General features: G+C 69.6%; 23 protein-coding genes and 3 pseudogenes. 12 read left to right on the forward strand and 14 right to left on the reverse strand.

Annotation, left to right across the window (positions count from 1 at the left end; genetic code table 11):
* The 3 genes from DEJ51_RS03345 to DEJ51_RS03355 all read left to right on the forward strand — a co-directional run bounded on the left by DEJ51_RS03345 (window position 1) and on the right by DEJ51_RS03355 (window position 4,386).
* Window positions 1–1,260 (forward strand): SWF or SNF family helicase, encoded by a 1,260-nt coding sequence (locus DEJ51_RS03345; RefSeq protein WP_150256125.1) that lies wholly within the window; start codon window positions 1–3, stop codon window positions 1,258–1,260.
* Window positions 1,261–1,500: 240 nt separating this feature from the next.
* Window positions 1,501–2,808: a GAF domain-containing protein gene (locus tag DEJ51_RS03350; RefSeq protein WP_150256127.1), complete on the forward strand. Its 1,308-nt coding sequence runs from the start codon at window positions 1,501–1,503 to the stop codon at window positions 2,806–2,808.
* Window positions 2,809–2,862: 54 nt separating this feature from the next.
* Complete coding sequence (locus DEJ51_RS03355) at window positions 2,863–4,386, forward strand: aldehyde dehydrogenase family protein (protein WP_150256129.1); 1,524 nt, start codon at window positions 2,863–2,865, stop codon at window positions 4,384–4,386.
* 163 nt (window positions 4,387–4,549) lie between these two features.
* Here the strand turns inward: DEJ51_RS03355 and DEJ51_RS03360 are convergent, their stop codons facing one another.
* From DEJ51_RS03360 to DEJ51_RS03370, 3 genes are read right to left on the reverse strand one after another with little or no spacing between them, the layout of a single operon-like run.
* A complete protein-coding gene (locus tag DEJ51_RS03360; protein WP_150256131.1) occupies window positions 4,550–6,502 on the reverse strand; it encodes a DUF3732 domain-containing protein in 1,953 nt (650 codons plus the stop codon).
* A 32-nt stretch (window positions 6,503–6,534) separates the two neighbouring features.
* Complete coding sequence (locus tag DEJ51_RS03365) at window positions 6,535–7,020, reverse strand: three component ABC system middle component (RefSeq protein WP_150256133.1); 486 nt, start codon at window positions 7,018–7,020, stop codon at window positions 6,535–6,537.
* Complete coding sequence (locus DEJ51_RS03370) at window positions 7,017–8,228, reverse strand: ABC-three component system protein (RefSeq protein WP_150256135.1); 1,212 nt, start codon at window positions 8,226–8,228, stop codon at window positions 7,017–7,019. Before DEJ51_RS03370 ends, DEJ51_RS03365 begins: the two co-directional genes overlap by 4 nt.
* A gap of 402 nt (window positions 8,229–8,630) precedes the next feature.
* Between DEJ51_RS03370 and DEJ51_RS03375 the strand changes: the two genes are divergently transcribed.
* The 3 genes and pseudogenes from DEJ51_RS03375 to DEJ51_RS34900 form a co-directional block, all read left to right on the forward strand.
* Complete coding sequence (locus DEJ51_RS03375) at window positions 8,631–9,623, forward strand: hypothetical protein (RefSeq protein ID WP_150256137.1); 993 nt, start codon at window positions 8,631–8,633, stop codon at window positions 9,621–9,623.
* A gap of 55 nt (window positions 9,624–9,678) precedes the next feature.
* Window positions 9,679–10,251, forward strand: coding sequence for a hypothetical protein (locus DEJ51_RS03380; protein ID WP_150256139.1), 573 nt, complete (start codon window positions 9,679–9,681; stop codon window positions 10,249–10,251).
* 169 nt (window positions 10,252–10,420) lie between these two features.
* A pseudogene (locus DEJ51_RS34900) lies at window positions 10,421–10,555 on the forward strand (aldehyde dehydrogenase family protein); the annotation flags it as partial.
* Window positions 10,556–10,861: 306 nt separating this feature from the next.
* On the opposite strand, the gene DEJ51_RS03390 reads toward DEJ51_RS34900, so the two are convergent.
* From DEJ51_RS03390 to DEJ51_RS03400, 3 genes are all read right to left on the reverse strand, one after another.
* Entirely contained in the window at window positions 10,862–11,305 is a 444-nt protein-coding gene (locus DEJ51_RS03390; protein WP_150256141.1) for a DUF2267 domain-containing protein, read from the reverse strand.
* Between the two features lie 58 nt (window positions 11,306–11,363).
* A complete protein-coding gene (locus tag DEJ51_RS03395) occupies window positions 11,364–11,759 on the reverse strand; it encodes a DUF2267 domain-containing protein (protein ID WP_150256142.1) in 396 nt (131 codons plus the stop codon).
* 105 nt (window positions 11,760–11,864) lie between these two features.
* Window positions 11,865–12,299 (reverse strand): Hsp20/alpha crystallin family protein, encoded by a 435-nt coding sequence (locus tag DEJ51_RS03400; RefSeq protein ID WP_150256144.1) that lies wholly within the window; start codon window positions 12,297–12,299, stop codon window positions 11,865–11,867.
* 128 nt (window positions 12,300–12,427) lie between these two features.
* Here DEJ51_RS03400 and DEJ51_RS03405 point away from each other — a divergent pair, with 128 nt between their 5' ends.
* The 3 genes and pseudogenes from DEJ51_RS03405 to DEJ51_RS03415 all read left to right on the forward strand — a co-directional run.
* A complete protein-coding gene (locus DEJ51_RS03405) occupies window positions 12,428–13,084 on the forward strand; it encodes an HSP18 transcriptional regulator (RefSeq protein WP_150256145.1) in 657 nt (218 codons plus the stop codon).
* A 158-nt stretch (window positions 13,085–13,242) separates the two neighbouring features.
* Window positions 13,243–13,425: pseudogene (locus DEJ51_RS03410) on the forward strand (hypothetical protein); the annotation flags it as partial.
* 157 nt (window positions 13,426–13,582) lie between these two features.
* Window positions 13,583–14,011: pseudogene (locus DEJ51_RS03415) on the forward strand (carbonic anhydrase); the annotation flags it as partial.
* A 65-nt stretch (window positions 14,012–14,076) separates the two neighbouring features.
* On the opposite strand, the gene DEJ51_RS34360 reads toward DEJ51_RS03415, so the two are convergent.
* The gene (locus DEJ51_RS34360; RefSeq protein WP_190620177.1) at window positions 14,077–14,295 is read right to left on the reverse strand and encodes a hypothetical protein; all 219 of its coding nucleotides are present in this window, start codon (window positions 14,293–14,295) and stop codon (window positions 14,077–14,079) included.
* Window positions 14,296–14,305: 10 nt separating this feature from the next.
* On the opposite strand from DEJ51_RS34360, the gene DEJ51_RS03420 reads away from it, so the two are divergent.
* From DEJ51_RS03420 to DEJ51_RS34365, 3 genes are read left to right on the forward strand one after another with little or no spacing between them, the layout of a single operon-like run.
* Complete coding sequence (locus tag DEJ51_RS03420) at window positions 14,306–14,770, forward strand: ATP-binding protein (RefSeq protein ID WP_190620179.1); 465 nt, start codon at window positions 14,306–14,308, stop codon at window positions 14,768–14,770.
* Window positions 14,767–14,970, forward strand: a complete 204-nt coding sequence (locus tag DEJ51_RS03425) for a hypothetical protein (protein WP_150256150.1) — start codon at window positions 14,767–14,769, stop codon at window positions 14,968–14,970. Before DEJ51_RS03420 ends, DEJ51_RS03425 begins: the two co-directional genes overlap by 4 nt.
* A complete protein-coding gene (locus tag DEJ51_RS34365; protein ID WP_190620181.1) occupies window positions 14,967–15,125 on the forward strand; it encodes a DUF6126 family protein in 159 nt (52 codons plus the stop codon). Before DEJ51_RS03425 ends, DEJ51_RS34365 begins: the two co-directional genes overlap by 4 nt.
* 150 nt (window positions 15,126–15,275) lie before the next feature.
* On the opposite strand, the gene DEJ51_RS03430 is transcribed toward DEJ51_RS34365, so the two are convergent.
* The 7 genes from DEJ51_RS03430 to DEJ51_RS03460 form a co-directional block, all read right to left on the reverse strand.
* A complete protein-coding gene (locus DEJ51_RS03430) occupies window positions 15,276–15,611 on the reverse strand; it encodes an ArsR/SmtB family transcription factor (protein WP_190620183.1) in 336 nt (111 codons plus the stop codon).
* 175 nt (window positions 15,612–15,786) lie between these two features.
* A complete protein-coding gene (locus tag DEJ51_RS03435; protein ID WP_150256154.1) occupies window positions 15,787–16,008 on the reverse strand; it encodes an alkylphosphonate utilization protein in 222 nt (73 codons plus the stop codon).
* 43 nt (window positions 16,009–16,051) lie between these two features.
* Window positions 16,052–16,462: an STAS domain-containing protein gene (locus DEJ51_RS03440; protein WP_150256156.1), complete on the reverse strand. Its 411-nt coding sequence runs from the start codon at window positions 16,460–16,462 to the stop codon at window positions 16,052–16,054.
* Window positions 16,463–16,478: 16 nt separating this feature from the next.
* Window positions 16,479–16,883 (reverse strand): ATP-binding protein, encoded by a 405-nt coding sequence (locus DEJ51_RS03445; protein WP_150261668.1) that lies wholly within the window; start codon window positions 16,881–16,883, stop codon window positions 16,479–16,481.
* Window positions 16,884–16,900: 17 nt separating this feature from the next.
* Window positions 16,901–17,323 carry a pyridoxamine 5'-phosphate oxidase family protein gene (locus DEJ51_RS03450; RefSeq protein WP_223835643.1) on the reverse strand — a complete coding sequence of 141 codons (423 nt, stop codon included), beginning with the start codon at window positions 17,321–17,323 and terminating at the stop codon, window positions 16,901–16,903.
* Complete coding sequence (locus tag DEJ51_RS03455; RefSeq protein WP_150261669.1) at window positions 17,320–18,975, reverse strand: SulP family inorganic anion transporter; 1,656 nt, start codon at window positions 18,973–18,975, stop codon at window positions 17,320–17,322. Before DEJ51_RS03455 ends, DEJ51_RS03450 begins: the two co-directional genes overlap by 4 nt.
* A 74-nt stretch (window positions 18,976–19,049) precedes the next feature.
* Window positions 19,050–19,391, reverse strand: coding sequence for an ArsR/SmtB family transcription factor (locus DEJ51_RS03460; RefSeq protein WP_150256157.1), 342 nt, complete (start codon window positions 19,389–19,391; stop codon window positions 19,050–19,052).
* Window positions 19,392–19,521 lie beyond the last annotated feature (130 nt).

Consider the following 19,521-nt stretch of genomic DNA (forward strand, 5'->3'; position numbering starts at 1 on the left):
ATGAGCACCCGAGACCCGTACGAGAAGACCTTCCCGGCCGTGGCACCCACCCGTGGTCGCGGCTTCGCCCACACCTGGTGGGGCCATGCCTGGCTGCGCGCCCTGGAGGAGAGCGCGCTCGACGGGACGCAGGTCAAGCAAGGTCGCCGGTACGCGCGCTCGGGCGCGGTCGGCGCGGTGTCGGTACGCCCCGGCGGGCTCACCGCGGTGGTGCGTGATCCGGACGGGACGGCGCACCGGACGGACGTGCTGGTGCAGGAGCTGACGGAAGCGGAATGGGACCGGCTGCTGGATCTGGCCGCCGCGGAGGCCGGGCACATCGCGGCGCTGCTCGACCGGGAGGTGCCGCCGGAGCTCGCCGAGGACGCTGCCGCGGCCGGGGTGGAACTGCTGCCCGGCATCGGGGACCTCGATCCGCGCTGTGACTGCGGCGAGTGGGACCACTGCGCGCACACGGCCGCGCTCTGCTACCAGGTGGCCCGGCTGCTCGACCAGGACCCCTTCGTCCTGTTGCTCCTGCGGGGCCGGGGCGAGCGCGGGCTGGTGGACGAGCTGGCACGGCGGAGCACGGCCGAAGCGGCACGGGCTGCTCCGCGCGCGCCCGCCGACGAGGGGGTCCCGGCGGCGGAGGTGTTCACAGCGGGCGCCGCCCTTCCCGCCCTGCCGCCGGTGCCGGGGCTGCCGCAGGCGCCGGGCCAGCCGCCGACGCTGGACACCGAGGTCGAACCGGAGCCGCATCTGGACGTGGACGCGGTGGAGTTCCTGGCACAGGCGGCCGCGGCCGAAGCCCATCGGCGGCTCGCGGAGGCGCTGGCTCCGGGACACGCCGACCGCGCCCCGACGGCCCCGCTCACGCTCGCCCAAGACGCCGTACGACTCACGGCGGAGGCCGGTGACTTCCGGGTCCGCTCCCGCCTGGCGGCGGCTACCGGGCGCAGCCGGGCCGACATGGAACTGGCCGTACGCGCCTGGGGCTTCGGCGCGGCCCCGGGCCTCGCGGCGCTGGAGGACGACTGGACGCCGGACCGGAGCACGCTGGCCCGGGCCCGGACGGCCCTGGCCGCGGCCTGGGCGGACGGCGAGGCACCGGTGCTCCGCCGGGTCCGCGCCCGCTGGACGGAGGCGGGCACCGGCCGCCAGCTCCGGCTGGGCCGGGAGGGGCGCTGGTGGCCGTACCGCCGCGAGGCGGGCCGGTGGATCCCGTCGGGGCCCTCCGCCCCGGACCCGGGCGCGGCGCTGGAGGCCGAGCCCGCCGCATGAGGTTTCGGCCTGCGCGGGACGCGTACCGCCGGGGCACCTGGCCGACGTACGGCTTGCCGGGACCCGGCACGGGGACGACGATGGGGACGCTCCGCGGCACGACGACCGCAGCTCGACGACCGCGGCACGACGACCGCAGCTCGACGACCGCAGCTCGACGACCGCGGCACGACGACCGCAGCTCGACGACCCGCAGCTAGATGCCCGCGGCTCCGTATCGCGGCACCACGGGAGGGTGACATGCGCGATCCGTCGGTGGCGCTGCCCGGCGGGGCCGATCCGGCCACGCGCACGCGGGAACTACGGCGCGCCCATGCCGCGTTCACCCAGGACGGGCGGGTCGAGGATCCGGTCCGGGCGGTCATCGCGCGCTCCTGGCGGCGGTGCGCGCGGGCCCGCCTCAGCCCGGAGTGCGCACCCCGGGTGGAACTCGCGGAGGCGGAGCTGCGCACGTACCGCGAGGAGCACCCGCTGGCCCGGGTGATGCCGCTGTTCCGCGATCTCGTCGGGGCCTTCGCCGCGCGCGGGGCGCACCTGCTGGCGGTGTGCGACGCGCGGGGCAGCCTGCTGTGGGTGGAGGGCGAACCGGGCACCCTGCGCAGGGCGGAGGGCCTCGGCTTCGTCCCGGGCGCGCGCTGGGCGGAGTCGGCGATGGGGACCAACGCGCCCGGGACGGCCGTCGCGACGGGCGAACCCGTGCAGGTCTTCGGGGCCGAGCACTTCAGCCGCCGGGCACACCCCTGGACCTGTGCGGCGGCGCCGGTTCGGGACCCCCGCACCGGCGGCCTGCTGGGCGCGGTGGACATCACCGGGGGCGACAGCCTGGCCCACCCACACTCCCTCGGCTTCGTACGGGCGGTGGCGCGCGCGGCGGAAGCCCAGCTGACCCTGCTCGCAGCGGATCCGCCGCCCCCCGGGGACACCCTCGCCGCCCTCGGCCAGGACGAGGCGGTGCTGGTCACCGCCGGTCGCAGGATCCGGCTGGGGCGGCGGCACAGCGAGATCATGGCGCTGCTCGCGCACCATCCCGAAGGCCTGTCGGGCGAGGAGCTGGCGATCGCCCTGTACGAGGACGAGTCGGTGTCACCGGTGACGGTGCGCGCCGAGATCTCCCGGCTGCGCTCCCTGCTGGGGTCGTCGGCTCCGCTTTCGCGCCCGTACCGCACGGCCGGTCCGCTGGCCGCCGATTTCACGGCTCTGACACGGCAGTTGGCTGCCGGGGCGGTGTCCGCGGCCCTCCGCCACTATCCCGGGCCCCTGCTGCCGGCGTCCACCGCTCCCGGGATCGTCCGGCTGCGGCGGCGGATCGAGGACCAGGCGCGGGCGGCGGTGATCGCGCGGGCGGATGCCGGGCTGCTGACCGACTGGGTGTGCGGCCCGTGGGGCGCGGACGACCCGGATGCGTGGCGGGCCCTGGCGGCGGCGCTGCCGCCGGAGCGCAGGCCGGCCGCGCTGGCCCGCGTACGCGCCCTGGACCGGGAGCTGGGCGTGCGCCCGGACCACGGTGGCCAGCGGCGTGCAACGTATCCGCAACCTGCCCGCTCCTAGCCTCCGGCCGAGCGCTGTCCGACGGCGGCCGGCGCCCGGCAAGGGGAGGACACCATGGCCCGCTACGCTGCGCCCGGTACCGAGGGGGCGCTCATGTCGTACGCGCCCCGTTACGACCACTTCATCGGCGGCGAGTACGCTCCGCCCGCCCAGGGCAGGTACTTCGACAACCCCTCCCCCGTCAACGGCCAGGTCTTCACAGAAGTCGCCCGGGGCACGGCCGAGGACGTGGAGCGGGCGCTGGACGCGGCCCACGCGGCGGCGCCCGCGTGGGGCCGGACCTCGGTCGCCGAGCGGTCGTCGGTCCTGCTGCGGATCGCGGACCGGATGGAGCAGAACCTGGAATCCCTCGCGGTCGCGGAGACCTGGGAGAACGGCAAGCCGGTGCGGGAGACCCTGGCGGCCGATCTTCCCCTGGCCATCGACCAGTTCCGGTACTTCGCGGGAGCGCTGCGCGCGCAGGAGGGCGCGCTGAGCCAGATCGACGACGACACCGTCGCCTACCACTTCCACGAACCGCTGGGCGTGGTCGGACAGATCATCCCGTGGAACTTCCCGATCCTGATGGCGGTGTGGAAGCTGGCCCCGGCGCTGGCGGCGGGCAACACCGTGGTCCTCAAGCCGGCCGAGCAGACTCCGGCTTCCGTCCACTACTGGCTGAGCCTGGTGGCGGACCTGCTGCCGCCGGGCGTGGTGAACATCGTCAACGGCTTCGGGGAGGAGGCGGGCAAGCCGCTCGCGTCCAGCCCGCGGGTGGCGAAGATCGCCTTCACCGGGGAGACGGCGACCGGCCGGTTGATCATGCAGTACGCGGCCGAGCACCTGAAGCCGGTCACCCTGGAGCTCGGCGGCAAGAGCCCGAACCTCTTCTTCGACGACATCTGGTCCAGGGACGACGACCTGCGCGACAAGGCCCTGGAGGGCTTCACCATGTTCGCGCTGAACCAGGGTGAGGTGTGCACGAGCCCGTCGCGCGCGCTGATCGAGCGGGGCCGGTACGGGGACTTCCTCGACGCGGCCGTGGCCCGCACCGAACGGATCGTGCCGGGGCACCCGCTGGACACGGACACGATGATCGGGGCGCAGGCTTCTCAGGAGCAGTTGAAGAAGGTCCTGTCCTACGTGGAGATCGGCCGGCGGGAGGGCGCGAAGGTCCTCACGGGGGGCGAGCAGCAGCAACTGGAGGGCGACCTCGCGGGCGGCTTCTACGTCCAGCCGACCATCTTCGAGGGCGACAACCGCATGCGGATCTTCCAGGAGGAGATCTTCGGCCCGGTGGTGTCGGTGACCTCCTTCCAGGACTTCGACGACGCCGTACGGATCGCGAACGACACGTCGTACGGCCTGGGCGCGGGCGTCTGGACCCGGGACATCAACACGGCCTACCGCGCGGGCCGCGCGATCCAGGCGGGCCGCGTCTGGACGAACTGCTACCACGCCTACCCGGCACACGCCGCCTTCGGCGGCTACAAGCAGTCGGGCATCGGCCGCGAGACCCACAAGATGATGCTGGACCACTACCAGTCGACAAAGAACCTCCTGGTCAGCTACTCGCCGAAGAAACTCGGGTTCTTCTAGGCTCCCTTGGCGAGGGTCGTCCGGGGTGAAACTGCCCCTTGGCTCGCCTTCCGAGGCGCGTAGGGCAAAGGGAAGCAGCCAGCAGGAGCTGCCCGGTGGGCCCATTCTCATTGGACTCGGCCACGTCGGTTGGTGCTCCCTGCCGGCCGCGGCGGCGACGATGTCAACCGTCGAGCCAGTCCAGAGGGATCAGGGCGGTCCGGTTGCCTTCGGCGTCAGGGCGCCAGTTGCCGATGATGGAATCCTGGAACCAACCTTCCGGCAGATTCGCATGGTCGCAGACGATGATCTGAAGCGATCCCCGATTCAGGCGCACGACGTCGCTGAGGAGTTCGAAGTAGGCGGTGACCGTCGCCCAGTCGGCGTCTTGGATGGTCGAGGCGTCGCGAGGCTTCTCCGGGAAGAACGCCTGAGTGGGCTGGTCGAGCATGAGGAAGCCGGGTACGGGCCGGTTATTGCGCCGTAGGTAGGTGTGCAATGCAAGATGGGCCACCAGGTGGTACCCGATGTGGTTCTTGGCGCTGCCGATGCGGGTGAGGGGCAATCGTCCGGCTGGTCTCCTGAGGACGACATTGAGGAGCTTGAGGCTGATCCCCACTTCAAAGGCCTCTGCGGCTCCCCCCAGGTTGAGTTGCTTGGCCCAGGCGGTCATGCCGATGGCGATGTCCGCGAGTCGGCGCTCGGTTTCGGCTGCGATGTCGTCTTCGTCGACGAGTTGTTCGAGTGTGCTTGCGTGTTCCTGTGCCAAGACGAGGTTGTGGCGCAGCTGACTGATGTCGCTCTCAGTTCCCGTGCGGGTAAGTGCTTCGGAGATCCGTCCCTGGATGTGAGCGACTCGGAGGTCGTGTTCCTGGAGGCTGCGCAGACGCTCATCGCTCGCCAAGAGTTCCTTGAACTGGGCACCGTTGATCCTGAGGCGCTCGGCGACGCTGGCGCGATCGGCCTGCAGGGCGCGTCGGTGTTCCTCGCGAACGGGCTGCACTGTCTGTGCCTGTGCCAGTTCGCGTGCGAGATGGCTGGTCAGCTCGGCGATGTCTTGCGCGCTGGGGTCCGGATGTTCCAAGGGCTGGGTGCACAAGGGGCACACGCTGGTGTCGTGGTGGCGCTCAGGGCCGAGGAGGTCAAGCGTCTTGAGGCGGTCGAGCTGAAGGTGGAGTTCGCCGGTGAAAGCACGTCCCTGTTGCTGCCAGCGGTCGACTGCGGCCAAGGCGTCGTCGAGGTCCTGCAGTTGTTCCCGCAGGAGTCGGCGTTCGTCGTTGAGTTCTTGGCGCCGGTCATGCACTTCGTGTGGAGCGGTGGCTTGCGGGACTGCGGATAGGGCTTGGTGGAGAAGGGAGAGGACCTCGGCGATGTCTGGGGCCGCGGGCACCTCGGCGAGGAGGCCTTCGGCCTCGGCCAGGCGGACAAGGGCGAGACCATTGGCGTCCATGGCCTGTTGATGACGTAGGGCATCGTCGAGCTTCCGCTGTGCTGCGCGCTGGGCTCGCTGGGCTTCGCCGAGGCGGTGACGGCGCAGTGACTGCTCGGGGCCGGCGGCGCCGAGGAAGTACGGCAGGGTGTCCTTGAGGGCCTGGGCCATACCGGACTCGTTCTGGCGGTGGAACAGTGCCGTCTGGTCGGCGATCTCGTTCTGGCTCTGGAAGCAGAGCAGAGCCGCCTGGCCGATGGAGACGTCAAAGGGGTTACGCGCAGCACCAGTGGGCGGCTGGAAGTGGAAGTCCTCGATGCCAAGGCGGGCGCTGAGTTCGCTGCGCAGCGCCGCAACGTTGGAGTTATTGACGAGTTCGTCAGGGCGCGGGATGTCCAGGGTGGCGTCGCCGGTGCGGGTGTACGCGTGCTGGGTGGAGGCACCTATCGGGCGGGGACGCGCCAGGACCATACGCGAGTTGTCGGCGAAAGTAACCAGAAGGGCGTACCAGCCGACGGTCTGGTCGATCAGGTCGTCAGGCAGGTTCGGCGCGCGACGTCCGAGGCAGTAGTCGACGATGGTAAGGACTTCAGACTTACCGGTCTCTGACTCACCAGTGAGGATGTTGAGCGCCCCGGGGCGAAACCGCAGAACCCTCGGAGGCCTCCGGCGGTCTCGGTGGTACAGGGCCAGGGCGAGCAGCTGCATGACGGTTCCAGAACTCCATTTCGGGGGGTGAGTCAGGGCCGGACGCCGAGGGCGGTGAAGGCTCGAGGCGGGTCGGTCACGGCGAGCCAGCGACCAACCAGTCCCGCTGCGCGGGCACAGTCAGCGACTTCCTCGCCGGGGGCGGCCGAAGGGGGCTTCGGAGCGCGGGGGCAGACCAGTCCACCGGAGGTGACGTCAATGGCCTGGTGGCGCATGGCGGTACGCAGGCTGGTGCGGGTGTAGACGGTAAGCGCCACGGCACGTTCGGCGAATACTGCCTGCAAATGTGGGTGCTCGTGGGCCCAAGCCGAGAGTGTGACGGTGGACTTGCCGGGCAGGGAGTCGCGAGTGTCTGCGGGCAGCACGAGAGGCAGGACCAGGAACGCGCTGGACCAGGGCAGCGGCCGATCGGACTTCTTCGTAGCAGCGTTGACGGCGCTGGCCAGGAGATACGCACCGAACGCGGGGTTGAAGAGTGCCTGCACCTCCGGCACGTTGCGGTGCGAGTCTGTCGTCACTGTTCCTGCGATTCGTCGGGATTCTTGCAGCGGTTAACGTAGTCGGGGTGCCAGCCGAGCTGCCGGTCTGGCTTAGCAGTGTCTGCCTGGTCAGACAGACCGTGAACGCTGCCGGCGCCGATCCAGGGCGCCGTGACGCTGCCCGGGCGCAGCGGGGTATCGGCCACGCGGTCCATGGTGGCGTCCAGGATTTCCTGGCCGAGGGTCTGGCGTTGCTCTTCGCTCATGTCGTCTCGGATACGGCGGGTGCGGCGCCGGAAGGCGTTCTCCCACTCGTAGTGGAGTTCGCCCTCGTATTCGTCGATCCGTTCCGGAGTGATCTTGAAGGTGCGCAGCCATTCGGAGCGCTGGGCCCGTGCATAGTGGTAGTCACGCAGGTGCATCGCCACTTCCTCATCGGGAAGGTCGATCCACCGCATCTGAGTGACGACCAGGCGATCGTTGTACTGGGCGATCTCAGCCTGGGTGAGATGGCGCAGTGTCTCCGTGATCGGCAGATTCCTGCCTATGTAACGGCCAGTGACCTCGTCCCGGCGGCACATGAGTTCCTGGGCGCTGACGGAGGCGCGCATGCGCTGAGGGTTCCGGCGTTCCAGCAGCTTGACCGCCATGCCGTACCACCAACCCTTGATCTCGTCGAGGGCGGCCTGAGCGTGGTCGCTCGGCGTGATCCCCAGTTCCTTGGCCAGACTAGGGTCGAGGTCTGACATCAGGGGGGCTGCGTCACTGACGGTGATGGCCCTGACGAGCTGCTTACGCCGGGCAGGGGTGAGCTTCATGAACAGTTCGCGGTCATCCGCGGTGGTGCCAGGTCCTTCGTCGTCGGCGGCGGCCCGCTCCATACGTTCCAGTGCCTTGGTCTCGTCCCTGGCCGGGCCGGCGCTGAGGTAGTGGAAGAAGGTGCCCGGCGGTGCGCTTTGGGTCGAGACGAGGCGCAGGATGGGCATGGTCGTGTCTGCAGGATCGGAGAGTTTCTTGAGGGCGTCGATCCATGACGCGACAGAGCGCCAGAAGTCCTTTCCGGTCTCGCTCAGAGGGCCGGCGGCTTCACGATGTTTGGCCTGCAGCAGTTCGCGTGGAGTCTTGTCCGGGTCGAGGAACTCGATGTCGTCGAGGAGTTCCATGCGGACCTCGACGGTGGGGTCCTGCCAGCTGCGGCGGGCGAGCTCGAGCAGGGCGAGCTCACACTGGTAGAGATACCCAGTCATCTGTCCTGCCGCCGAATGCGACCTCGCTCCCGCCACGTTCCCCACTACTGATCGTGCTTGTCCGAGCGGCGCGACCGCACCAGGAACGCAGCCCTCGGGCTGAACCGGTCTGGTGTGATACACCGTGCCACTCCCCTGCGGCACAACGTAGCACTCGCCGGAGGAAGCATCGCCGGAGTCTGCAGGATCGCCCTCGATGGGCACGGGGGCGCGGGCTGCACTGACGGTCCAGACTCGCAGCCTCCGACCGTGGGCAGAGATTGGGCACGAGACCCGACGCGGAACAGTCAGCCACTGCCATGGACCGTTAACCGGGGATTCCCTCGTAGGCCCGAGCAATATCGCGTGTCGCCTCCGCTGCGAGGCAGGGATGATGTGGGGCACTGCGAGGGAGAGGTCGGCATGGAGCGGCTGGAACTGGTTGTCGTGCAACTCGAAGAGGCGAAGGGGTTGATCGAGAGAGGGAGAGTGCCCCACCTGCGGCTGGCTTACATACTCCTCGACAGTGTGACGGAGCTGATCCTTCACCGGACGGTGCAGTCTGCGCTGTGGGATCAGGAGCTGCTGACGGGGCTGCTAGCGAAGTGCAAGGACCTCGCGGCCAACGGGCACGAAGAAGCGGCGGCGGAGATGCCCTCGATCGAGGCCCGAGTGATCTCCAAGTCGAAACTCAGGGACATCGACCGGAACTTCGACGCCAAGGTGGCGTTCTTGACCGACCGCGAGATGCTCGATCCGGCGCTCGGCCCCGTCCTCGAGAAGCTGCACAAGTATCGCAACGAGATGTATCACCGCGACAAGCTGCGGCGCGAGGTCCTCAGGCCGGCCACCCTGTTCTATTTCGACTCTGCCTGTTCCGCGCTGGAGGCGTACAAGCCTCACATGACGGCCTTCACCGGAAATCCTCTGGGGCCGGAGCTCTCACGGTTCACCGGAGGCGGTTCGGGATTCCTGGAGATGGACCTCCCGCAGCGCATCGCCGCGCAGCTTCGCCGCGAAGTGGGCCTCGACCTGCCCCACGTCCGCAGCGTACTTGCCCAGTACCTCACTGCCCGGCTGGACGAAATGGCCGACGGTCTCTCGTTCATCGAGGACAACCTTGGGGTCCCGCACCTCGTCCGCGGCGATGCCATGCGGCTCGTGCAGGCGAACCTTGCCGCGAATCCGACCCTCGAACAGGTCCGCGGGAAGAAGTACCAGTACTCCAAGGCAGACATGGAGCAGTGGAGAAGCCACATCTCCGCGCTGGAGTCCATCGCCGACAAGCACGAGTTGGTACGCAAGTACGCAGCCGTCGAGGACGCATTCGAGCCCTTCGAGGAGCTCGTCGAGCAGGCCGTGATGGCCGTCGACCGAGAAGTGCAATTCCAGATCGACATCGCCCGCGGCAAGTAGCCGTTCGCCGGAAAAGCACCGCAGCAAGCGGGAACCGCGCGCTAACGTGACGGGCATGACCTGGTCACTCAGCCTCCTGAAGCCCCGGGAACCCGAGCTGCTCGATGCGCTGTTCCTCTCGGTGGGCCGGGCGCTGCACCTCGCAAACGCCTATGAGGACAAGTGCCAGTACCTGCTCCGTGTCGGCAACTTGATCACCGCCCACCAAACCGACCCGGCTATGACCTTCGAAGAGGCCGTCGCCTCAGTCCCCGCCAACAAGCTGCTAGGCGGCACGCTGCACAGCCTGGCCGCACACGCAATGGGCCAGACCATGGACATGGACACCCTGCACAAGGCCAGGCGGGCCCGAAACTGGATCGCCCACGAAGGCGCCTCAATCGGCGCCATCTGGTGCGTGGACCGCGACCTCATCCTTCAGCACGCTGTCAAGCTGCGCGCCGCCGTGACGGATCTCGCGCTCGGCGACAACATCATCTCGCAGTGGTGCCATGGCCTGGCTGAACCGCACGACCTGCCACCGACGGACTGGATCAACCGCTACTCCGATGCCGTCGACACCTGGGTCTTCGGTCATCTCCGTGGCTTGCTGCCCGAGCCGGCTTCGAGCCTCTCCAGCTCAGAGTGACGGCGCAGTCCGGTGGTCAGTCGTCTTCACCCTCGGTCAGGTGCTCCATAAGTCTCTCCAGGGTCTCCCCTGAGAGGGCTGGAGACCGTTGCAACCAGTGATCAAGACATTCCATATCTGCCATCATGCCTGGTCAGCCTCCTGCTCGCCTTACGGAGTTGCTTCAAACTCCGCCCACGCCGCCTTCGGCGGCTACAAGCAGTCGGGCATCGGCCGCGAGACGCACAAGATGATGCTGGAGCACTACCAGCAGACGAAGAACCTTTATTGCAGCTATTCCCCGAAGGCAGTCGGGTTCTTCTAGAGCGCCAAGTCGAGCTCCCGGAAGGGAAATTGCCCTTCTGAAAGAAGTTTCGAAGTGTCACCCGTAGACACAGGGCCATCACACTAGGTGCCGAAAGGAGTCACTCGGTCGCGCCTCCCGGACCAGTCACGGACCAGGCTCCCACCCCGGGGCGAGTCAGGCGGCAACCCTCCCGGGCACCGACACCACCGCACCGCACGGGACTCCGCAGGGTGGCCCCTACGCAACGCCGGAGTTCACCTTGCGGCACCTGCGGCCTTAGGAGCCGGCCCGGGTGCTGGCCTGGGCTTTCCTGCAACTACCGCGTCACGCTGCGGGCTGTGGCTGGTGCAGTTCGGCCTGGCCGAAGAGGAGTGCGTAGCCGGTGGGGAGTTGGTGGAGGATGCGGGTGAGGAGGTCGGGGCCGGTGAGGCGTGTGACGACGGCGAGTACGGCGCCGGTGTCCCAGCGGGCGACGGCCGGGCTGGTGCCGGCGCGGGCGGCCATGTCCTTGATGAAGCTCCAGCCGGTGAGCCGTTCGGTGGCGGGGATCTGGGCGGTCAGGGCGAGGGCGGCTTCGACGGGCAGGGCCTGGGCGAGGTCGACGCGTTCGTCTCCGACGAGCTGGCGGCCGAGGGCGGCGAGGACCGTGCGGACGGCTTCTTCTGCGCGTTCGCGGGTGGGGTAGGCGCCTTCGTGGCGCACGCGTTCCAGCATCTGCTCGAACGTCATGGCGGGGTGGGCCTGGTGCGGTCGAGGCTGGTCGTACATGGTGCTGCGGTTGCCTTTCTCTTCGATGATTCGGTGTCCCGCCGGTGGCGCCGGCCGGTCAGGTGGGCTGGGGGTGGCCGAAGAGGAGGTCGTAGCCGGGCGGGAGCTGGAGCAGGACGTCCCGGATGAGGATGTCTCCGGCTGCGGCGGCCACGGTGGAGAGGACTGCGCCGATGTCCCACAGGGCCGTCGCCTCGGTGGCGCCTTCGATCCAGGCAGCTGTGGCGCGGACGAAGCGTTCAGGGGAGAGCGGCTCCGCGGCCTGCAGGGGGTTGAGGAGGATCAGGGCGTAGGTCTCGGGGAGCCGGGCGGCGAGCTCGGCCCGCACGGTGCCGACCAGGTGGGCGCCCAGCAGGGCGAGGACGACGCGGGCTGCGCGTTCGGCTTCTTCCCGGGTCCGGTACTCGCCGCGTTCCTGGACGTGGTCCATGAACGCTTCCCGGCGCATCGACATCTCACGTCACCTCCATGGGAGGGGTGAAAGGGGGGAAGGGGTGCGGAGGACGGGGTGCCGGAGGGGGATCGGGTTCCCCGTCCTCCGCCGCCGGTACCGGCCGGATCAGCCGGAGATCTGCTTGCGGCCCGCCTCGCCGCCGATGGCGATCTTCCGAGGCTTGGCGCGCTCGGCGATCGGGATCCGCAGGGTCAGGACACCCGCGTCGCAGTCGGCTTCGATGCGCTCGGTGTCGAGGGTGTCGGCCAGCATGATCTGACGGGAGAAGACACCGAGAGGGCGCTCGGAGAGTTCCATCTGCACGCCGTCGGACTTCTCCACGGGCCGGCGTTCGGCCTTCACGGTCAGCATGTTCCGCTCGACGTCGATGTCGATCGCGTCGGTGCTCACGCCGGGGAGGTCGAAGGCGATCACGTACACGTCGCCGTCGCGGTAGGCGTCCATGGGCATCACGGACGGCTTCGACCACGTGCCCGACGCACCCGAGAGCTGCTGGACGATCCGGTCCATCTCGCGGAACGGGTCAGTGCGCATCAACATCGCGAAACACCTCCAGTTGGTTCAGGCAGGAACTGCCAATGCGCTTCAACGTGCTTCCGTTGTAACATGTCATCGAAACGATGACAAGCAAGCAGTCATCTGGAGGATGACAGACCACGGAGACCGTCATGGCCGAGGCCGCAGAGCCGACTGCACCCGTCACCTTCCTGGCCGCCGCCGCGGCACTGGAGACCATCAACCAGGCCGTCAAGGACGCGCAGCAAGCTTCCACAAGCACGTCGGCAGCGGCACCGGCCGCGGGCCCGCACCCGGCCCTGGCCTCACTGCTGATGCTCCGCGAGGTCCGCGAGCAGCTCGCCAGCTGGGAAACCGGCCTGATCGAGAACGCCCGCGGCCAGGGCGCCAGCTGGGCCGACCTCGCCGGCCCCCTCGGAGTCGCCAGCCGCCAGGCCGCAGAACGCCGCTACCTCCGAATGCGCCCCGGCAAGGCCGGAAGCACCGGCGAGGAACGCGTCCAGGCCACCCGCGACACCCGGGCCGCCGACCGCAGCGTGGACGCCTGGGCCCGCGACAACGCCGCCGACCTGCGCCGCCTCGCCGGCCAGATCACCGCCCTCACCGGGCTCGCCGACGACGCCGAAGGCGCCATAGGCGACCTGAACCAGGCCCTCGCCGACAACGACACCGCCCGCCTCGTCCGCCCCCTGGCCGACACCCGGCCCCACCTGCGGCCCGAGGACGCCGAGCTCGCCGAACGCATCGACGCCCTCACCCGCCACACCGACCAGCTTCGCCGGGACACCCGCGACCAGCGCAGCACGTGATCCGCCATCGATACGGCGCGGCCCCGGCCCGGACCTGAGTCGCCGCTCGCTCTCCGGGCGCCTGCTCTGCCCTTGCGCGGCGGTCGCGACGGCCACAGGCTGCTGGTAGGCGCCCTGGCCGAGTGGACCCCGCTGTCGGATCGGGGAGGTGGACGGGCATGCGGCACCATCGGAAGCCCGAGCCGCGCGATGGGGGCAAGGAGCGCAGCACGGTGGTCCTGGACGTGCGGGGCATCGTCCGGGCCACCCAGCAGAACACCGTCGCTGCCGTGCTGGGCCGCCGGCCGGGGGTGCTGGACGTCGAGGTGAACGCGGTCGCGCAGTCGGCCACGGTCGTCTTCGACCCCCGCCGGACCTCCCTGGCCGAGCTGCGCGGCTGGGTCACCGAGTGCGGCTACCACTGTGCGGGCCAGTCGGTGCCGTCACACATCTGCGACCCGATGGACGAGCCGGATCCGCCCGGAATGGTGGAAGCGGCCGAAGCCGTACCGTCGGCGCACGCGGGTGCCGCCGGAGTTGGTCTTCGACCAGGGGCTGGGCGATCTGCTCACCGTGCGGTCGGCGGGCGAAGTTCTGGACGAGGCAGTCCTGGGCAGCATCGCCTACGGCGTGCTGGAACTCCGCGTCCCGCTGATCGTCGTCCTGGGCCATCAGGGCTGCGGGGCGGTCGCGGCAGCCGTACACGCAAAGGCCGGCGGCGAGCTCCCGGCGCACATCCGCTACCTGGCGGACCAGATCCGACCGGCGATCGACCACCGACTTCAGGGCGACGCCCGGATCGACGCGGCGGTCACCGAGAACGTCCGCCGGGTCCGGGACCGCCTTGCCGCCGAGCCGGCCCTCGCTGCCCGGGTCGCCGACGGCTGCCTGGCCGTAGTCGGCGCCCGCTACGAGCTGACCAGCCAGTTGGTGCGCAAGGTGCCCTGACCAGCCTGGGCCGGTGAACCTCCCAAGGACCCGCACCAGCTAGACTTGCAGAGTTATGCAATTTACTAGTTCTGGATATGGTGGACGGGGGTCGCGGTGTGGCCGGGTTCGAGGAAGCGGCGCTGGAACGGGTCCGTGTGGCGCGGGCTCGTCTCCAGGCTGCACAGGAGGCTGACGATGCCGTCGAGGAGGCGCAGGCCGCGGAGGAGCTGGAGGACGCATTGCGCGTGGCCCACGATCACGGCGTGGCCACCGACGCCGGAGACGGCCGGTGAACCAGACATTGTCACTGGCGTGTCCGAGGCGTCGGTGATGGCCCGGCACCCCAGCGGGCGGCCGGCCGCCGGGGTGCTCAAGCACGTGTGGACGGTGCCGCTGGTGCCGGGTTCCGTGCGGGCCGCGCGCGAGCGCAGCGAACGGTCCCTGGTCCTCTTCGGCCTGGAGAGCTCCTGCACGCTCTTCGGCGCCGTGCTCCTGGTGGTCAGCGAGCTGGTGGCCAACGCCGTCCGGCACGCCCAGGACTCCCCGGATGCGGAGGTGACTCTCCACATGGCCGAGCACCTGCTCGTGGTCTCGGTCGAGGACCTGGACCCGCGCCCGATAACGCCGGCCGATGCCGGCCGGACCTCCGGGCAAGGGCTGCGCACGGTGGCTGACCTGGCGCGCACGTTCGGCGGCGACATCCGTATCCAGCCTCCCTCCGGCGGGCACGGCAAAACGGTGGTCGTCCGCTTCATCCTGCCGGAAGGTACACCGTGACCAGCAGGAACCGAAGGGCCGTCCAGCTGTACGAGATCACCTACCTCGGAACCGGCCCTGAGCCGGAGGTTCGCACGGTCGACGCCGGCGAAGTCGCGGCCGTCATCGAGTACGCCGGCGAACACGGCATGCAGGTCCGCGTCCGCCCGTGCCGCCGCCCGGTCGAGGAGCCGAGCACGAAGAAGGAAGGTGCGTCATGACGGACAACCTGCCCGAGAAGGACACAGCGGCGGAGCACGAGAAGTGGAAAGAGAAGGGCGTTGCGATGCGGGCCTTCTTCTACATCTTCGGCACGCACGTGTTCGCCGGGTTCATCTGGTTGCTCTTCTACTTGGGGCAGCACGCCCAGAAGTGAGGCCTGGACCGAAGGGGGCCCACACGCCTGCGGCGCAGGTTCGGCATATGGAGGGAGCGGCCGTCTTCCGGTGTCAGAAGCGCGTTGAACCCGCACTAACGCAAGACGGCCGCCGTATGTGGGGTGCGGGCCCCGCAGGGCCGGCACCGTTCAGGCGTGGCGGCTGGCCTTGAGGTCGGCCAGTAGTTCGGCCTGGCCCTCCAGAACGCCGGAGAGGATGCTTCGGGCGACCCGCAGGAGCTCGACGATCTCGGGGTCGGTGAGCGCGTAGTACACGCTCGAGCCCTCCCGGCGGGTCACCACCAGGTTGGACTTGCGCAGCACGGCCAGCTGCTGGGAGAGGCTCGCGGCCTCCACCCCGACCTCGGGCAGCATCTCGGCGACCGCGTGCTCGCGCTCGGCCAGGAGTTCCAGGACGCGGATGCGGACCGGGTGCCCCAGCGTTTTGAAGAACTCCGCCTTCAGCTGGTACAGCGGTGTGCTCACCTGGGTACCTCTGTCGTGACTGCCCATCTCATCCACCCGGAACCGTTCCTTCGTAGAGGCATCCGTTCGCCCCTCTTCACACCTTGCGACCTCCACAATTGCAGATCCTTGCAACTCGCGGACCCGGCGGGGCACCTTCGTGTCGTTCGCCTTCCCGCAGTAGGGCCTTCGCCGGTCAGGCCTTCTTGAGGAACTCGGTCCTCAGGACCAGGCCCTTGACCTTCCTCGTGTTGCACTCGACCTCGCCCGGGCGGGAGGTGAGGCGGATGTTCTTGACCAGAGTGCCGCGCTTGATGGTCTCGGAGGTTCCCTTGACCTTCAGGTCCTTGGTCAGGGTGACCGAGTCCCCGTCCTCCAGGACGGTGCCGTTGGAGTCCTTGAAGGTGATGTCGCTCATGGTGCCGGTGTCCTTCTTCGTTCTTGTGGATGGTCGTGCTGGTCTAGGTGAGGGCGGGTGCCTCGGGGGCCTGCGGAGTGGGCCAGTCATCGGTGGTCCACTGCTTGGCCGTCCGGTGGGCTCCGTGAGCGGCCAGAGCGGCGGCGAGGTCGCAGTGGACCGGGACGGGCGGGCAGGTCGCGTCCGGGACAAGGGAGCCGTCCGCCGGTATCGCGGCGAGCTCGAGTCGGCGCCCACTCTCGGCGAGGCGGCGGGCGGCCTGGGCGACGGCAATCTGCCCTCCGGCCGACCAGCCCAGCAGGCCGGTCAGGTCCAGGATGACCGGGCCGGTGCCCCTCGCGATCGCCCAGCCGATGGCACCGGTGAACCGGTCGGTGGCGTCCGCGCCGAGATACCCGGCCAGGGACAGCACGCCCAGGTTCTGGCGGGTGGTGTAGTGCCATTCGATCGTCATCGTCAGCTCCTCGGCTTCACAGGGGAAGGGTGATCCAGATGGCCTTGCCGCGCCCGTCCGCGTCCGCCCGTACGACGACGGTGCCGCCGAGTTCCCTCGTCATCTCGACCACCATGGCCAGGCCGCTGCGCGGGGCGGTGGCGAGCGCCCCGAACAGGGCGGGCTGGTAGGGGTGGCGGTCGTGGACGGCGAACGCGAATGCACCCGGCCCGTGTGCGTAGGTGACCGTGATGATCGGGGACAGGACTGCGGCGTGGCGGACGGCGTTGGTGACCAGCTCGGCCAGGATCAGGAGAGTCGGCCCGACACTCGGGTGACGAAGACCCACCCCGCACTCGACGAGGACAAGCTCGGTGGTCTCGCGGGCGATGCGAACGGCGGCCCCCATGGCCGGCACGTCCAGCACGTGCCGGTAGGGCATCGCCTCGACCTGGACGGTCACCGGCCCACCCCGTTCACGGTGCGGGCCAGGCGGAACCCGGACACGGACTGCGGGTGCAGGCGCAGCAGGGTGTCATGGGGGCCGTGGGCCCAGCCGGGCAGGGTGCGCCGGTAGTGGGCGGCCTCGTCGGGGTCGGCGATGACATCGGCCGGGCCGTGGGCGCTGACCGTCCAGCCGGTGCCGGCCGGGCTCTGGATCTCATCGACCTGGTAGGTCAGCAGCGCCCGGCCGGGGATGGTGGCGGCTTGTACGGGGGCCCGGACGACGAGGCGTCCGTACTCCATCACGTGTGTGGCGGGGCGGACGACGGCCACCTCCCGCTGGATGTAGACGAGTCGGCCCTGGGCGGAGCCCTCGAGGAGCCACAGAGCCTCGGTGCCGGAGACCTCGATCATGCGGAGGTCGGCGGGGACGGTCATCGTGCGGCCTTCCGGATGCGGTGCGGTCGGTGGTGCGTACGGGGCAGCAGTCCTGCCCGCTCCAAGTGCTTGCGGGCGCCAGCGATCGCCTCGGGGGTGGTGGCGTACTCCCGGCCCTCCAGACGCAGCAGCTCCAAGGCTCCAACGGCGTCCAGGGCCTGGCGCTGGCCGGGCCGGATACCGGAGGTCATCACGGCGATGCCGCGCCGGTTCAGCTTCTCGACCGCGTCCTTCAGGACGAGGGCACCGGTGGCGTCCAGGGTGGTCACCCTCGCCATGCGCAGGATCACCACCTTCACGTCGGAGACCTCGGAGAGTTCGAGCAGGAAGCGGTGGGCGCCGGCGAAGAAGAGGGGTCCGTCGATGCGGTAGGCCACGATGTGCTCGGCGAGCAGGGCGTGTTCCTCGTCGCTGTGCTCGCCAGGCAGGTCCGGGCGGAAGTCAACCTGCTCCATCCTGGCCTGGTTCGCCACCGCCTTCAAGGCGAGGGCTCCCGCGACGGCGAGGCCGATGATCACCGCGTACACGAGGTCGAGAACCAGGGTGGACGCGGCGGTCAGGACGAGCACGACGGCATCCGAGCGGGTCGCCTTCGCCATCGCGCGCAGCGAGCCGACCTCGACCATGCGGATCGCCGTCGCCAGCAGCACGCCGGCCAGCGCGGCGAGAGGGATCTTCGACACCAAGGGGGCAGCGGCGAACACGATGCCCGCGAGTACCGCGGCGTGGGTGAGCGCGGCCAGCCGGGAGGAGGCGCCGGTGCGGACGTTGACCGCCGTGCGGGCGATCGCGGCGGTGGCCGGCACGCCGCCGAACAGCGGGGCCGCGAGGTTGGCGATGCCCTGCCCGAACAGTTCCTTGTCCGGATCGTGCTTCTGGCCCACCGTCATCCCGTCCGCCACGGTCGCCGACAGCAGGGACTCCAGCGCGGCGAGCGCCGCGACTGCGACCGCCGGGGCCAGCAGCGAGCCGAACTCGGAAGCGTTGAGGAAGGCCAGGGACGGAGCGGGGAGCCCGGAGGGAAGGTCACCGATCGGGGCCGCCTCGTCAAGACGGAAGACCTGCGCGATCACGGTCGCGACGATGACCGCGACGATCGAGAAGGGGACCGTCGGCTTCCACCTCGCCCCGGCCAGCATCACTGCCGCGACACCCACCGAGAGGCCGATCGCCGTCCAGTTCGGGAAGGCCACGAACTCCACGAGCGCCCGCCACGCCACGAGCAGGACCTTCTCGCCCTCCGGCTTCTCGACGCCGAGGGCGCCCGGTATCTGCTGGAGGCCGATCACGCACGCGATCCCCAGGGTGAAGCCCTCCACCACCGGCGCCGGCACGTACCGCATGTACTGTCCGGCCCGCAGCAAGGCGAGACCGATCAGGAGCACGCCGGCCATCACGCCAACGGTCAGGACACCGCCGGGCCCGTACTGGGCGATGATCGGCACCAGGACGACGGTCATCGCACCGGTCGGTCCGGACACCTGGAGGTTCGACCCGCCGAACAGGGCGGCGAGCGCGCCCGCGACCACAGCGGTGGCCAGCCCCGCCTCCGCGCCCAGACCGGAGGAGACCCCGAACCCTAGCGCGAGGGGAAGGGCGACGATCGCCACCGTGAGCCCGGCCAGCAGGTCCCGGCGGGGGCTGCGGGCCATGACGGCCCAGTCTGCCCGGGCGGGCAGAACGCAGCGGACCCGGCCGAGCACGGCGGTCAGGGCGGTATTCACGCTCACGAGGCCGGGACCTCGGACTCGCGCAGTTCCTCCAGCAGCTCGCTCTGCCCCGTCAGGACCTCGGTCAGGATCCGCCGCGCCGCCAGCATCAACTGAGCGACGTCCCCGCCGGCCAGTGCGTAGACGACGGTAGCGCCGTTACGGGTCGAGGTGACGATCCCCGAACGGCGCAACACCGCGAGCTGCTGGGACAGTGCGGAGGGTTCGACCTCGATCGCGGCGAGAAGGTCCCGAACCGGCATCGGCGCGTCCTGCAGCAGCTCCAGAACCCTTATCCGCACCGGGTGCCCGAGCATCCTGAAGAACTCGGCCTTCGCTTGATACAGCGGAACCGGCACGGTCTCGCACCCTTCTCACCACCCCGAACGGGGCAAACGCCTGGCGCTGTGTCCGCGGCTACCTACGGACACAACAACCACAGCATCTATGAAATTGCAGACTTCTGCAATTTACAGATGCTGCGACCCG

This window comes from Streptomyces venezuelae (assembly GCF_008642275.1).
GTDB classification, from domain to species: Bacteria; Actinomycetota; Actinomycetes; order Streptomycetales; family Streptomycetaceae; genus Streptomyces; species Streptomyces venezuelae_E.